General features: G+C 61.2%; 14 protein-coding genes, 1 pseudogene and 1 riboswitch. Of the genes and pseudogenes, 5 read left to right on the forward strand and 10 right to left on the reverse strand.

Annotation, left to right across the window (positions count from 1 at the left end; all coding sequences use genetic code 11):
* Positions 1-26 precede the first annotated feature (26 nt).
* The 4 genes from CO655_RS00390 to soxR form a co-directional block, all read right to left on the reverse strand.
* Entirely contained in the window at positions 27-920 is an 894-nt protein-coding gene (locus tag CO655_RS00390; RefSeq protein ID WP_097663469.1) for a LysR family transcriptional regulator, read from the reverse strand.
* Between the two features lie 79 nt (positions 921-999).
* On the reverse strand, positions 1,000-1,341 hold the full coding sequence (locus CO655_RS00395; RefSeq protein ID WP_097605974.1) for a metalloregulator ArsR/SmtB family transcription factor: 342 nt from the start codon (positions 1,339-1,341) through the stop codon (positions 1,000-1,002).
* A 102-nt stretch (positions 1,342-1,443) separates the two neighbouring features.
* Positions 1,444-2,214 (reverse strand): SDR family oxidoreductase, encoded by a 771-nt coding sequence (locus tag CO655_RS00400; protein WP_097663636.1) that lies wholly within the window; start codon positions 2,212-2,214, stop codon positions 1,444-1,446.
* A 120-nt stretch (positions 2,215-2,334) separates the two neighbouring features.
* Complete coding sequence (gene soxR, locus CO655_RS00405; RefSeq protein WP_097605973.1) at positions 2,335-2,805, reverse strand: redox-sensitive transcriptional activator SoxR; 471 nt, start codon at positions 2,803-2,805, stop codon at positions 2,335-2,337.
* A 332-nt stretch (positions 2,806-3,137) separates the two neighbouring features.
* A riboswitch (TPP riboswitch) is annotated at positions 3,138-3,251 on the forward strand.
* A 208-nt stretch (positions 3,252-3,459) separates the two neighbouring features.
* On the opposite strand from soxR, the gene CO655_RS00410 reads away from it, so the two are divergent.
* The 5 genes and pseudogenes from CO655_RS00410 (at position 3,460) to CO655_RS00430 (ending at position 8,367) form a co-directional block, all read left to right on the forward strand.
* Positions 3,460-4,266, forward strand: a complete 807-nt coding sequence (locus CO655_RS00410) for an ABC transporter permease (RefSeq protein ID WP_097606008.1) — start codon at positions 3,460-3,462, stop codon at positions 4,264-4,266.
* Positions 4,263-5,074, forward strand: a pseudogene (locus CO655_RS00415) (ABC transporter ATP-binding protein). The gene CO655_RS00410 and the pseudogene CO655_RS00415 overlap by 4 nt, the downstream one beginning before the upstream one ends.
* 68 nt (positions 5,075-5,142) lie before the next feature.
* Positions 5,143-6,153, forward strand: a complete 1,011-nt coding sequence (locus CO655_RS00420; RefSeq protein WP_097605971.1) for an ABC transporter substrate-binding protein — start codon at positions 5,143-5,145, stop codon at positions 6,151-6,153.
* 88 nt (positions 6,154-6,241) lie between these two features.
* Complete coding sequence (locus CO655_RS00425; RefSeq protein ID WP_097663471.1) at positions 6,242-7,462, forward strand: acyltransferase; 1,221 nt, start codon at positions 6,242-6,244, stop codon at positions 7,460-7,462.
* 167 nt (positions 7,463-7,629) lie between these two features.
* Positions 7,630-8,367, forward strand: coding sequence for a sugar transferase (locus tag CO655_RS00430; RefSeq protein WP_097605969.1), 738 nt, complete (start codon positions 7,630-7,632; stop codon positions 8,365-8,367).
* A gap of 237 nt (positions 8,368-8,604) precedes the next feature.
* Here the strand turns inward: CO655_RS00430 and CO655_RS00435 are convergent, their stop codons facing one another.
* From CO655_RS00435 to CO655_RS00460, 6 genes are read right to left on the reverse strand one after another with little or no spacing between them, the layout of a single operon-like run.
* On the reverse strand, positions 8,605-9,012 hold the full coding sequence (locus CO655_RS00435) for a F0F1 ATP synthase subunit epsilon (RefSeq protein ID WP_010053653.1): 408 nt from the start codon (positions 9,010-9,012) through the stop codon (positions 8,605-8,607).
* Complete coding sequence (locus CO655_RS00440) at positions 9,012-9,251, reverse strand: hypothetical protein (protein WP_097605968.1); 240 nt, start codon at positions 9,249-9,251, stop codon at positions 9,012-9,014. The genes CO655_RS00435 and CO655_RS00440 overlap by 1 nt, the downstream gene beginning before the upstream one ends.
* Positions 9,251-10,678, reverse strand: coding sequence for a F0F1 ATP synthase subunit beta (gene atpD / locus CO655_RS00445; protein WP_097605967.1), 1,428 nt, complete (start codon positions 10,676-10,678; stop codon positions 9,251-9,253). The genes CO655_RS00440 and atpD overlap by 1 nt, the downstream gene beginning before the upstream one ends.
* Positions 10,679-10,700: 22 nt before the next feature.
* A complete protein-coding gene (locus CO655_RS00450) occupies positions 10,701-11,585 on the reverse strand; it encodes a F0F1 ATP synthase subunit gamma (RefSeq protein ID WP_097605966.1) in 885 nt (294 codons plus the stop codon).
* 28 nt (positions 11,586-11,613) lie between these two features.
* Entirely contained in the window at positions 11,614-13,143 is a 1,530-nt protein-coding gene (gene atpA / locus CO655_RS00455) for a F0F1 ATP synthase subunit alpha (RefSeq protein ID WP_097605965.1), read from the reverse strand.
* Positions 13,143-13,709, reverse strand: a complete 567-nt coding sequence (locus tag CO655_RS00460; protein ID WP_170964966.1) for a F0F1 ATP synthase subunit delta — start codon at positions 13,707-13,709, stop codon at positions 13,143-13,145. Before CO655_RS00460 ends, atpA begins: the two co-directional genes overlap by 1 nt.
* Between the last annotated feature and the right edge of the window lie 147 nt (positions 13,710-13,856).

Below are 13,856 nucleotides of genomic sequence, written 5' to 3' on the forward strand. Positions count from 1 at the left end.
TCTTGTGGATTGATAGGTTTTTCCTATCAGAGCTCTTCATCCTGCACGAGCACTCGCGCTTCATGCAGCAAGGCCGACACGAGCGGCGTGAAGGGCTCGCGATACGGCGCGACGAGGCCGACCAGATGGTGGGCCTCCGGTTCAACGATCGGGATCATGCGGATTTCTATTGGGAATCCAAATGATTTCGCGACGTTGCGCGGCATGATGCTTGCCCAGCGTCCGGTTCTGACATGCGAGAACAGCACGATCATCGAGTTGGATTCGAGGGTTGGATGCACCGTCGCGCCGGCTTCCGTCAGGTGCCGATTGATGATGCGTCGGTTCTGCATGTCGGCGGTCAATAGACAAAGCCGAAGATCGCCGACCTCCTTCCAGGTCACAGTGTCGCGATCAGACAGCGGGCTGCCCGCAGCCGTGATCAGATGATAGCGCTCGGCATAGAGGGGAACACTGGTGACGCGGCCGAGCGGCTCATTTTCAAGGTAGGTGATGCCGGCGTCGATCTCGAGATTTTCGAGCATGCTCAGCACCTGCAGCGAATTGCGCGAGACGATCGAGAAGGTCACGCCCGGATGTCGTTCCTGAAAGGGCGTGGTGATGCGCGACAGCATGGCGAGCGCCGTCGGAATGGCGGCGAGGCGAATGTGGCCGGAAAGACCGCGCCGCGCCGCGCGCATTTCCTCGCGCATGGTGCGGGCATCGCCGACGATGCGCCGCGCCCATTCGAGCACGCGCTGCCCCTCCGGCGTCAGCCCCTGAAACCGCGACCCGCGCTGCACCAGCATGACGCCGAGCTGATCCTCCAGCTGGCGGATGGCGGCCGAGAGCGTCGGCTGCGAAATCCCGCATTCCTCCGCAGCGCGGCCGAAATGCTTTTCATTGGCAAGGGCGATGAAGAATTCCAGCTTGTCGATCATCCGGTCTCCCGACCCGGCATGATATCATCCGGATCCAGCCCATCTTCTGCGCGGCAGCCGCCGCGCGACCCGACATGCTTTAACCGCTTTCGGCAGCCGGAAAAAGATCGAACAGCGATTCGAGGAAGGCAAGCACGCTGAGATTGCCGATGCTGTAATAGACCAGCCTGCCCTGACGGCGCGTATTGACCAGCCCTTCGAGCCTCAGACGCGCGAGTTGCTGCGAGACCATTGCCTGTTGTATGCCGAGAATATTCTCGATTTCACCCACTGTCCGCTCCTCATTCGCGAGGATGCAGAGGATGAGAAGTCGGCTCTGATGCGCCAGCGCCTTCAGCAGATCGCTCGCTTCATGGGCTTTTGCAGCGAGTTTGTGCAATTCCTGGCCGGTCATCCCCGGCTCCGGTATAGGCAACGGCATTCGGCATCTCGGAAGGGAAGCAAAAGGTAGATCAGCACAATAGCATATTCGCACAAGCGAATTCGTCAAATGTGATGAAATGCCAAAAAAGGTCCAAGTAAATCAGCAGATAAGCTGACCGCCGTTGATCTCGAGGACTTGGCCCGTAATGTATCCGGAGAGCGAAGAAGACGCCAGGAACAGATAGGCGGGAGCGCAATCCTCGGCCGTGCCGAGCCGTTGCAGGGGAATGGATTTTCGCGTCTGCTCCAGCTTTTCGCGGGAGGAATAGCGCTCATGGAAATCCGTCTCGATCGTTCCCGGCGAGACGCAATTGACCCGGATGCCATCCGGCGCCAGCTCACGGGCAAGCGCCTTGGAATAGGTGGAAACGAAGGCTTTCGAGGCCGAATAGACCGAAGAACCGGGACTGCCGCCAGTCAGCGCTGAAATCGAAACCGTGTTGACGATGGCGGCGCCTTCGGCCGCCTTCAATGCCGGCAACAGCGCCCGGGTCAGCGCCACCACCGACGTCTGGTTCAGCCGTACGATCGCTTCATAATCCGCGTCGGTCAGCGTCGCGGCCGGAAAACGGCCGAGCATGGTGCCGGCATTGTTGACGAGCACATGCACCTTGTCGAAGAAGGCGAGAGCGTCCTCTGCAAATTGCGCAGCGCCGCCGACCGCGGTGAAATCGGCGTTGAGCAACAGCGCCCGTCTTTCCGATCCAGCCGTCAGCAGGAAATCCGGCAGATCCCGTCCCGGTTTGCGCCCGGTATGGACGATCACCTTCGCGCCGCAGTCCAGGAACTGCCGGGCCACCTCGAGGCCGATGCCCCGCCCGGCGCCGGTGACGACGACATTGCGATTTTCGAATAGTCTCGGATGGAACACGAAGCCGTCCTCCTCGCGGACGATGCCGCCGGTTGCGTCATTCGCCCTTAACATATGCGCGCGCCGGCCGAAAGAAAGGCACGCATCGATCTTTCCGCGCAGGAGAGAGCTCCGGGAGGCTCAGCTTTCGTTCCCGCTCTCCAGAAGCCGCGCACCCGGCCCTTCCTCGCCAAGCCGATCGCAGGGATTGCGCAAGGGGCAGCTGTCGATCGACAGACAGCCGCAGCCGATGCAGCCGGTCAGACGGTCTCGCAGCAGGCTGAGCCGTCTGATTCGCTCGTCGAGTTCATTCTTCCAGCGCGCCGACAGCGTCTGCCAGTCAGCAACCGTCGGCGTGCGCCCCTGCGGCAGGGAGGCAAACGCCGTCTGGATTTCCGAAAGCGGAATGCCGACACGTTGCGCCACCTTGATGATGCCGAGCCGGCGAAGCACGTCACGTCCGTAACGCCGCTGATTGCCGCGCGTGCGGATGCTGGAGATCAGCCCCTTGGCCTCATAGAAATGCAATGCCGAGACGGCAAGACCGCTGCGTTCCGCCACTTCGCCGACCGTCAAAAGCCTGCCGAGCGGCGTAACGGTGATCGTATCCATCGCCTCTTGACCTCAATATTAGTTGAGGTTTTATAACGCCTGCTCCCCCGGGCGTAAAGCCCAGGTGCAGGAAGGAGCGACAGTCAGATCACCCGGTCGATAGCGGACTGAAATCATGGCGCCGGCATTTGCCACCCTCGCCACGGCCGCGTCCTGCCGATATAGCCGCCTGAGACGAGCTCGGGTTCCGTTCCCGGCAGGTACGGAACCTCGGAAAACACCCGGGCAGGACTCCGCCCGGGTGTTTTTTCGCGTCCGCGGTTCCGTTCCGACCCGGCGGACGGATGTGTGATTTTGCGGTTGCGGTAAGAAAACCCCGATGATAGTTTTCGCTGAAATAACAGGGGAGCTCCGTGTCGCCGGGGCTGAGATGAGAAGCGCAAGCCTCCGGACCCTTCAAAGCTGATCTGGGTAATGCCAGCGGAGCGAGGTTCAGATGTTTTCCGGCGCACAAGTGTCACCCTTTCCGATATCCGGCAGGCTCGCCGGCACCATTCCCGATGTCTTCGACAGGTTTGCGCATCTGCGGCGCCGCGCGACTTTTCAAGCGCGCCAAGGGCGCCGCGGCACTTTGAATCGCTGCATGATTTTGTCCTTGGATCGATTCCGACCTGAAGAATCATGCAGCCGGACGAAAGCCTGAAATCGACGCTGATGACATCGCCACCACCATCGGATTCGCGCCTTGCCGCGCTCGGTGCCGCCCTCTACCGGGCGACCCCCGCCCTGCTCGCCGGTTTTGCTTTTCTGGCCGCATGGGAACTTTATGTCGATCTCTCCGGCATCAAACCGTCCATCCTGCCGGCGCCTTCGCGCATCCTGACCCAGGGCTGGCTGAACCGCGAAGCGTTGATATCAAACACTTGGCCGACGCTCGGCGCCACACTCGGCGGCTTCGCCCTGTCGCTCGCCTTCGCTTTCGTCTCGTCGATCCTGATGGATTTCATGCCCTTCATGCGCCGGGCATTGCTGCCGATCTTCATTGCCAGCCAGACCCTGCCGCTGGTGGCGATCGCGCCCCTCGTCGTCCTCTGGTTCGGTTTCGGCCTGTTGCCGAAGATATTGCTGGTTGCGCTCGTCACCTTCTTCCCGCTGCTCGTCGCTTTGCTGCAGGGTTATGAGGCAACCGACCGCGACATCGCTGAACTCTTGAACTCGATGAAGGCAAGCCGCTGGCGCATTTTCCGCCTGGCCCGGCTTCCCTCCTCGCTGCCCTATTTCTTCGCCGGCCTCAGGATCTCGATCACCTATGCCGTCGTCGGCGCGATCTTTGCCGAATATGCGGGAGCCGCACGCGGCCTCGGCATCTATATCCTCAACGCCAAGAACAATTTCCGGCCGGATCTCGTCCTCGCCGCCGTCGTCGTCAGCGCCGTACTGACACTCTGCCTCTTCGGAGTGACGCTGATGATCGAGCGCCTCGTCATGCCCTGGCAACCGTCCGGGGAGCGCCGCCGATGACCGATGAACTGGTCGAACTGCGCAAGATTTCGAAATCCTTCGACGGCATGCAGGTGCTCGGCGACATTTCGCTCGCTGTCGCAAGCGGCGAGTTCGTCTCGATCGTCGGCCCCTCCGGCTCCGGAAAGTCGACGGTACTCGGACTGCTGACCCAGGCGCTTCGACCCGATTCAGGCGCCTTGCTCTTCAAGGGCGCCCCGCTGGAACAGGCACCGCATTCCTTTGCCTTCATGCCGCAACGCGACGCGCTGATGCCCTGGCGCCGGATCATCGACAATGCCGCACTCGGCCTGGAGGTGGGCGGCATGAGCCGTCGCGCCGCCCGCGCCACCGTGGCGCCGCTGTTCGAGCATTTCGGCCTTGCCGGCTTCGAACACCATTATCCCGCCGAGCTCTCCGGCGGCATGCGCCAGCGCGCCGCGCTGTTGCGCACCGTCGTCCAGAGCCAGGACATGCTGCTGCTCGACGAGCCTTTCGGCGCGCTGGACGCGCTGACGCGCACGCAGATCCAGGAATGGCTGCAGGGCATGTGGACGCAACATCGCTGGACGGCCTTGTTGATCACCCACGACGTTCGCGAGGCGGTGTTCCTCTCCGACCGGATCTACGTGCTATCGGCGCGCCCGGCGCGTATCATCCGCCAATTCCGCGTTCCCCTGCCCCGCCCGAGAAGCATCGCCGATCTCGGCTCGCCGGCGGCCCAGGCGATCGAGACCGAAATCCTGCAAACCCTGCTTCATCCGCTAGAACAGGATGATTTTAGGCCGGTCGGCCTAAATCAGAATCCTGCTCCAATTTAAAGAGTTAGAGCATGATGTCGTCCGAAAACCGCTCACACTTTTCGGCATCATGCTCTAGAGACCTGAGGAGGTCACCATGCTGCTTCTCACCCGTCGACAGACGATCCTCGCCGCCCTGGCGACAAGCCTCGCCGGCCGCACCGCCTTCGCCCAGTCAGCGCCGGCAAAGGTTCGCATTGCGCTCGACTGGACGCCCAACACCAACCATATCGGCATCTATGTCGCCAAGGCGAAGGGCTTCTATGCCGCCGCCGGCCTCGACGTCGAAATTCTACCCTTTACCGACACCAGCGCCGGCACGCTGGTGTCGAACGGGGTCGCCGATTTCGGCATCAGCAGCGAGATCGAGGCCATGACGCAGCGCGCCGGCGGCGGTGACGTGAAGATGGTCTACGGCGTCGTCCAGACCGAAACCGCGCGTCTGATCTATAAGGCCGGACGCGACGACATCAAGAGCCCTAAAGATCTCGACGGCAAGACCTATGGCGGCTTTGGCGGCACCTGGGAGAGCGCTCTGATCTCCGCGATGATCCGCAATGACGGCGGCACGGGCGACGTCAAGACCGTCACCCTCGGCACTTCCGCCTACGAGGCGCTGGACAATGGCTCGGTCGATTTCACGCTGGAGATCTACACCTGGGAAGGCATCGCCGCCGAGCTGGAAAACCGCAAGCTCGGCCGCTTCCACTATTCCGATTATGGCATTCCCGACGAGCAGACGACCGTCATCGTTTCCAGCGACGCCTATCTTGCGGTGAGTCGGGAACACGCCCGCGCCTTCATCCAGGCCACGCGCCAGGGTTATGCCTATTCCGTCGACCATCCTGACGAAGCCTGCGACCTGCTGATTTCCAACAGCAATGGCGCACTGATGAATACGGAACTGGTAAAAGCGTCCCAGAAGGCATTGATCGACGGGCATTTCCTCAAATCCGAGGCCGGCGTGATCGGCACAATCGACCCGGCGAAGGCCGATGCCATCGGCGCCTTCCTGCTCGAGAACGGCATCCTGGTCGATGCGAATGGCGCAGCACTCAAGGAGAAGCCGGACTTTTCCACCTATTATACCAACGAACTCCTCGGCTGAACGCCGCCCCGGCCTTGCCCGCGGCGGCGTTCCGCGGCAAGTTTCGGATCGGGACGGTTTGAGCCGGATCGGCAGGGTGGGGAATGACATGCGACCACAGGAGAGACTGGCCGGAGCGGACTTTCTGCGCGCGACGGCCTGCCTGCTGGTGCTTGCTCATCATCTCGCGCTCCGGCTGGATATGCGCCGAATTCCCGATGAATTGGCATCGACGGCGCACATCCTCCGCTTCGGCAATTTCGGCGTCGCCATTTTCTTCGTGCTCAGCGGCTTTCTTCTGGCCCGTCCCTTCTGGCGCGCGCTCGATGCCGGCGGCGACATGCCGAGCCTCGGGACCTACGCCATCCGCAGGGCGGCGCGCATCGCCCCCGGCTTCTGGGTCGCCGCCACGGTCAGCTTCGTTGTCAGCCTGACGCTGCTTGCCGCGCCGCTGACACCGGAGCTTGCGCTTCGCTACATCTCCGGACTGCTGTTCATGAGCCAATGGCATTGGCGCACGTTTTTCCCTGTCGAAGCCAACGGACCGCTCTGGTCCATCCCCTTCGAGGTCAGCAGCTATGTGCTCCTGCCCGCCTGCTTTCTCCTGCTGTTTCGCCTGCCGCGGCTGCGGCAGCGCCGGTTGCTGGCCCGTTCCGCCTGGCTCTGCGTCATTGCCGTCGTCCTCATTGCCCATCTGGCAATCCTGAGGCTCTTTGCGCTCGACGACATCGGGCGCGGCTGGGCCTATGGCCTGCAGGGCGGGGCGAAGGAATGGATGCCCAACTACAATCCGATCGGCTTCTTCGCGGTCTTCGCGCTCGGCGCGCTTGCCGCCGGCATCGACGTCATGCTGCCTGCAAGGCGTTCCTTCTGGTTCGATGCCGCAGCGCTTCTCGCTTTTGCCATTGCCGGCTACCGCCTCGCCATATCGCCCGGCGGTTCGGCCGAGGCTTACGGCTGGCTCGACATACCCTACGGATTTCCGGTCTTTCCGCTGGCGATCGCAACCGCGCTCGTATCGCTCTGCCATTCGCATCGCCTGGGCAGGCTGCTCGACAACGCTCCCGTCCGCTACGTCGCCAAGATCTCGTTCGGCATTTATATCTGGCAGGAGATCATCCTGACATTGATCCAGAGACTCGACCCCGGTTCGTTCGGCGCCTCCTCGGACAATGTCGTCACCGGCTGGCTGCAATCCTGCGGGCTGACGGTGGCGCTCGTCCTTCTGGTGGCAAGTCTCAGCTATCACCTGCTGGAACGACCGGCGATCGACTTGGGAAACCGTCTGACATCGCACTCACCCGATCGGGCTACTCCTTTTAAAGTATAATTTCGTTTCCACTTCAACTACAGGCATTAAGGTTAACAGGGAATACTCCCATTTTTGGTGTCTTTAGGGTTAGCAATTTCCTATTTATCCCGATGACAAACCTTACGCGAGCATGTATTTGTCTCCCTACAGTTCAGTATTGCATCTAAACTTACGGGCCTTGCGTAATGAATGCTTTTACTTCGAAGACGAATTCACGCTTCGATCCGTCTCAGCGTCAGATCAAAATCAGGACCCTGGTCATAGCGAACTCCAACATTCGCCAGCCGGAGAGCTTTTCCAATGGCGAAGGAAAGGCGGCGCTGCGACTGGCCGTGAAACGGCTGATCGACATCGTCATCTCGGCCAACGCCCTCCTCGTGCTGGCGCCGCTTTTTCTGGCGATCGCTCTTTTCATCAAGCTCGACGATGGCGGTCCGGTGTTCTTCCGCCAGATCCGCTGGGGGCTGAACGGCCGGAAGATCAACGTCTTCAAATTCCGCTCGATGCGGGCGGAAGCTTGCGATCCCAGCGGCGTCCAGCAGACCGTCAAGGGCGACGCCAGGATGACCGGCATCGGCGCAATGCTCCGCAGGACCAATATCGACGAACTGCCGCAACTGCTGAACGTCCTCAGGGGCGAGATGTCGCTGGTCGGCCCACGCTGCCATGCCATCAACATGCGCGCAGCCGGCAGGCTCTACGAGGAAGTGGTGCCGAACTACCACCATCGACACATCATGCGCCCCGGCATCACCGGCCTCGCACAAACACGTGGCTGGCGCGGCCCGACGACACGGCCGCTGGAAGCCCGGGCCCGCATCGCCTGTGATATCTATTATGTCAGGAATTTCAGCCTGCTGCTCGACCTGAAGATCCTGTTCAAGACACTGATCATCGAGCTGCGCGGCGGCACCGGCTTCTGAGACGCTGCGGCAAAGCTGCGCTGCATAATCCGTCAGCAGCACATGCCGCTTCGAAAGATTGTGGCGCGCTTTTGGAGTTTTCCCTGAGCTGATTGAAGCCGTCTGTTTTCTCAACCGAAACAGCGGCCGCGTTCGTTTGAAGCCGCACGACAACACTGTTGTCCCTATCCAAGGAGAAGATAGACACAAAAAAAGCGGCCTTTGAGGCCGCCTTTCAATGAAGCTGTCGGTACCCGGTCAGTCCTGCTGGACGATGCCGCGCAGATGCGTCAGTTCCATGATGAAATGCTCGAGCTTCGACTTGTGCTCGTGCAGCTCGGCATGTTCGAGCTCCTTGCGGGCAGCCTCGATACGACGGGTCAGCTCGTCCTTATGGAGTTCCTCGACGGGAACGGCGGATTCGGCAAGCAAAGTGCAGCCTGTCGGCAGGATATCGGCAAACCCGCCGAACACGACATAATCCTGCTTCTTGCCGGAAGCCGAACGCACGCTCACCACACCGGGCTTGATCGTCGTCATCGTCGGCGCGTGGTGCGCCATGACGGTCATTTCGCCCTCGGTCGCGGGAATGACGACCTCAGTCACCATCTCCGACAGCAGCAGACGCTCCGGCGAAACGAGCTCAAAGTTGAAATTGTCAGCCATCAGTGACTTACCTTCTCGGCTATGGCTTTTGCATCTTGCAATTTGGTCCCGCAGAACGGGCAGTGCATTATCGCCTGGTCGAGATATCCGAGGCCTTCCTCGGTCTGAACCAACCCCACGACCATCATGATCACGCCGTTATCGGCACGGTAGACGGTAGGTGCTGCCGGTTCCGGAAGTTCCGCCACGACCCCTTTCAGGGAGTCGCAGCAGAATATCTCGTCCTGAGCATCGCTCATCAGGCAGCAGCGAGCTTCTTGGCCTTCTCGACAGCTTCGTCCATCGATCCGACCATGTAGAAGGCAGCTTCCGGCAGGTGGTCGTATTCGCCGTTGACGAGACCCTTGAAGCCCTTGATCGTGTCTTCGAGGGCGACGAGCTTGCCCGGCGAACCGGTGAAGACTTCGGCGACGAAGAACGGCTGCGACAGGAAGCGCTCGATCTTGCGGGCGCGGGCAACGGCGATCTTGTCCTCTTCGGACAGTTCGTCCATGCCGAGGATGGCGATGATGTCCTGCAGGGCCTTGTAGCGCTGCAGCGTCGACTGAACCTTACGGGCCACTTCGTAATGCTCTTCGCCGACAACCATCGGGTCGAGCATGCGCGAGGTGGAGTCGAGCGGATCGACGGCCGGGTAGATGCCCTTTTCAGCGATCGAACGCGACAGAACCGTCGTTGCGTCAAGGTGGGCGAACGAGGTTGCCGGCGCCGGGTCGGTCAAGTCGTCGGCCGGAACGTAAATGGCCTGGACCGAGGTGATCGAGCCGGTTGTCGTCGTGGTGATGCGCTCCTGCATCTGGCCCATGTCGGTTGCGAGCGTCGGCTGATAGCCGACCGCCGACGGGATACGGCCGAGCAGAGCCGACACTTCGGAACCGGCCTGCGTGAAGCGGAAGATGTTGTCGACGAAGAACAGAACGTCCTGGCCCTGGTCGCGGAAGTGTTCGGCGACCGTCAGGCCGGTCAGGGCGACGCGGGCGCGCGCACCCGGCGGCTCGTTCATCTGACCGTAAACGAGCGCAGCCTTCGAGCCTTCGCCACCGCCATGCTTGTTGACGTTCGATTCGATCATTTCATGGTAAAGGTCGTTGCCTTCGCGGGTGCGTTCACCGACGCCTGCGAAAACCGAGTAACCACCATGCGCCTTGGCGACGTTGTTGATCAGTTCCATGATCAGAACGGTCTTGCCGACGCCGGCACCGCCGAAGAGGCCGATCTTGCCACCGCGTGCATACGGGGCGAGAAGGTCGACGACCTTGATGCCGGTAACGAGGATCTGCGCTTCCGTCGACTGGTCGACATAGGCAGGCGCATCCTGGTGGATGGCGCGCTTGTGAGCGGTGACCAGCGGACCTGCTTCGTCGACCGGCTCGCCGATGACGTTCATGATACGGCCGAGCGTCTCGTTGCCGACGGGAACCATGATCGGAGCGCCGGTATCGGTAACCAGCTGGCCGCGAACGAGACCTTCGCTCGAGTCCATGGCGATCGTGCGAACTTCGTTTTCACCCAGATGCTGGGCGACTTCGAGAACCAGACGGTTGCCGTTGTTGTCGGTTTCGAGCGCGTTCAAAATCGCCGGCAGTTCGCCTTCGAAAGCAACGTCGACGACGGCGCCGATAACCTGGGTGACTTTGCCGACAGAGCGGGTAGCTGCCTCAGCCATATTCTTACCCTCTTTCCCTAACTCAGAGCGCTTCCGCGCCCGAAATGATTTCAATCAGTTCCTTGGTGATCTGAGCCTGACGCTGACGGTTGTAGCTAAGCGTCAGCTTGTTGATCATCTCACCGGCATTGCGCGTCGCATTGTCCATGGCGCTCATCTTGGCGCCCATCTCGCCCGCGACGTTCTCAAGGAGAGCACGGAAGATCTGGACGGAGATGTTGCGCGGGATCAGATCGTCGAGGATCGACGCCGGATCCGGCTCGTATTCGTAGACGGCGCCGGCATGGGCGGCATCTTCGGCAGCGGCTTCCGGAGCCTTGGCCGGGATGAGCTGCTGCGCGGTCGGAACCTGGCTGATCACCGACTTGAACTCGGAGTAGAACAGCGTGCAGACGTCGAACTCGCCGGCCGAAAACATCTCGATGATGCGCTTGCCGATCTGGTCGGCATTTTCGAAACCGATCTTCTTGACGTCGCGCAGCTCCTTGCGCTCGATGATCAGCGGCGCAAATTCGCGGCGAAGGATGTCGTAACCCTTCTTGCCGACGGTGAAGATCTTCACCGTCTTGCCCTCGGCAAGCAGTTTGCGGACATGATCGCGCGCAAAGCGGGCGATCTGCGAGTTGAAGCCGCCGCAAAGACCGCGCTCGGCCGTGCAGACCACCAGCAGATGGACCTTGTCCTGGCCGGTGCCGGTCATCAGCGCCGGTGCGCCATCCGCATCGGTGACGGCCTTGGCGATGTTCGCCAGAACCGCACCCATGCGCTGCGAATAGGGCCGGGCGGCCTCGGCCGCCTCCTGCGCACGCCGAAGCTTCGCCGCGGCGACCATTTTCATCGCCTTGGTGATCTTCTGCGTCGCCTTGACGGAGGCGATCCGGTTTTTCAGATCCTTAAGTGAAGGCATCCGTGATCCGTCCTAACTTAGGGCCTGATTACGAGAAAGACTTTGCGAAGCTATCGAGAGCAGCGGTGAGCTTGCCCTTGGTATCGTCGCTGATTGCCTTTTCCGTGCGGATCGCGTCGAGGATGGCGGAGCCTTCCGAACGCAGATAGGAGAGGAAGCCCTGCTCGAACTTGCCGACCGAAGCGACCGGCAGCTTGTCGAGATAGCCGTTGACGCCGGCGAAGATCACGGCGACCTGCTCTTCCGTCTTCAGCGGCGAGAACTGCGGCTGCTTCAGGAGTTCGGTCAGGCGTGCGCCGCGGTTCAAGAGGCGCTGCGTCGCAGCATCAAGGTCCGAACCGAACTGGGCGAAGGCGGCCATTTCGCGATACTGGGCGAGTTCGCCCTTGATCGAGCCGGCAACCTGCTTCATCGCCTTGATCTGCGCCGACGAACCGACGCGGGAAACCGAGAGACCAACGTTCACGGCCGGGCGGATACCCTGATAGAACAGGTCGGTTTCAAGGAAGATCTGACCGTCGGTGATCGAGATCACGTTGGTCGGAATGAAGGCCGACACGTCGTTGCCCTGCGTTTCGATGACCGGCAGAGCCGTCAGCGAGCCGGCGCCCTTGTCGTCGTTCATCTTCGCAGCACGCTCGAGCAGGCGCGAATGCAGGTAGAAAACGTCGCCCGGATAAGCTTCGCGGCCCGGCGGGCGGCGCAGCAGCAGCGACATCTGGCGGTAGGACACGGCCTGCTTGGACAGGTCGTCATAGCCGATCAGCGCATGCATGCCGTTGTCGCGGAAATATTCGCCCATGGCGCAGCCGGCAAACGGAGCCAGGAACTGCATCGGCGCCGGGTCGGAAGCCGTGGCGGCAACGATGATCGAGTACTTCAGTGCGCCGCGCTCTTCGAGAACCTTGACGAACTGGGCAACGGTCGAGCGCTTCTGGCCGACGGCGACGTAGACGCAGTAAAGCTTCTCACCTTCCGGACCGCTCTCGTGAATGGCCTTCTGGTTGAGGAAGGCATCGAGCAGGATGGCGGTCTTGCCGGTCTGGCGGTCGCCGATGACGAGCTCGCGCTGGCCGCGGCCGACCGGGATCAGCGCGTCGATGGCCTTGAGGCCGGTCGACATCGGCTCATGAACCGATTTGCGCGGAATGATGCCGGGCGCCTTGACGTCGACGCGCGAACGGCGGGTCGCATTGATCGGGCCCTTGCCGTCGATCGGATTGCCGAGCGCGTCGACGACGCGGCCGAGCAGTTCCGGACCGACCGGAACGTCGACGATGGCGCCGGTCCGCTTGACGGTGTCGCCTTCCTTGATGTCGCGGTCGGAGCCGAAAATAACGACACCGACGTTGTCGGATTCAAGGTTCAGGGCCATGCCGCGGATGCCGCCGGGGAACTCGACCATTTCACCAGCCTGGACATTGTCCAGACCGTAAACGCGAGCGATACCGTCACCGACGGAGAGAACCTGGCCGACTTCCGAGACTTCTGCCTCTTTGCCGAAATTTTTGATCTGGTCTTTGAGAATTGCGGAAATTTCCGCGGCGCGGATATCCATCAGCCAACCTCTTTCAATGCGAGCTTAAGGGTAGAGAGTTTGGTACGAAGAGACGTATCAATCTGACGGGACCCGACCTTCACGATCAGACCACCAAGAATTGACGGATCAACCGTGACTGAAATCGTCACGTCTTTGCCGGTGACGCTCTTGAGTGCCGCCTTCAATTCGGTTTCCTGCGCCTGGGAGAGCGCATGCGCCGAGGTGACCTCGGCGGAGATTTCACCGCGATGATTCGCGGCGATGAGGCGGAAGGCCCTGATCATGCCCGGCAGGGCAAACAGGCGGCGGTTGCGCGCCACGACCTTCAGAAAATTAGCAAAGAAGCCGCTGATGCCAGCTCTCTCGCTGATGGCGACAATCGCCTTCAGCTGGTCTTCAGCGGAAAAAACCGGGCTTGCGACGAAGCGCTTCAGTTCGGCGCTCTCATCCAGCATCGCCTGGAAACGGTCGAGATCGGCGGTGACGCTGTCGACGGCGCCCTGTTCGAGCGCCAGCTCGAAAAGCGACGAGGCATAGCGCTCGGCAACACCAGAAGTAAGCTGGGACGTGTCTGCCACTGGCACAAATTTCCCTGATTTCAATCCAAAATCCGGCTCTCGGCGGGCGCCGAACCTATGATCTTGAATTCGTTTTGATTTCCCCCAGAAATCACAAGAGAAGCCTCTTGCTTCTTCCGAAATTCGGGGTCCGTCTAACATAGGATGTTCGGA

The sequence above is a fragment of the Rhizobium sp. M1 genome (genome assembly GCF_002531805.1).
Taxonomy (GTDB): domain Bacteria; phylum Pseudomonadota; class Alphaproteobacteria; order Rhizobiales; family Rhizobiaceae; genus Rhizobium; species Rhizobium etli_C.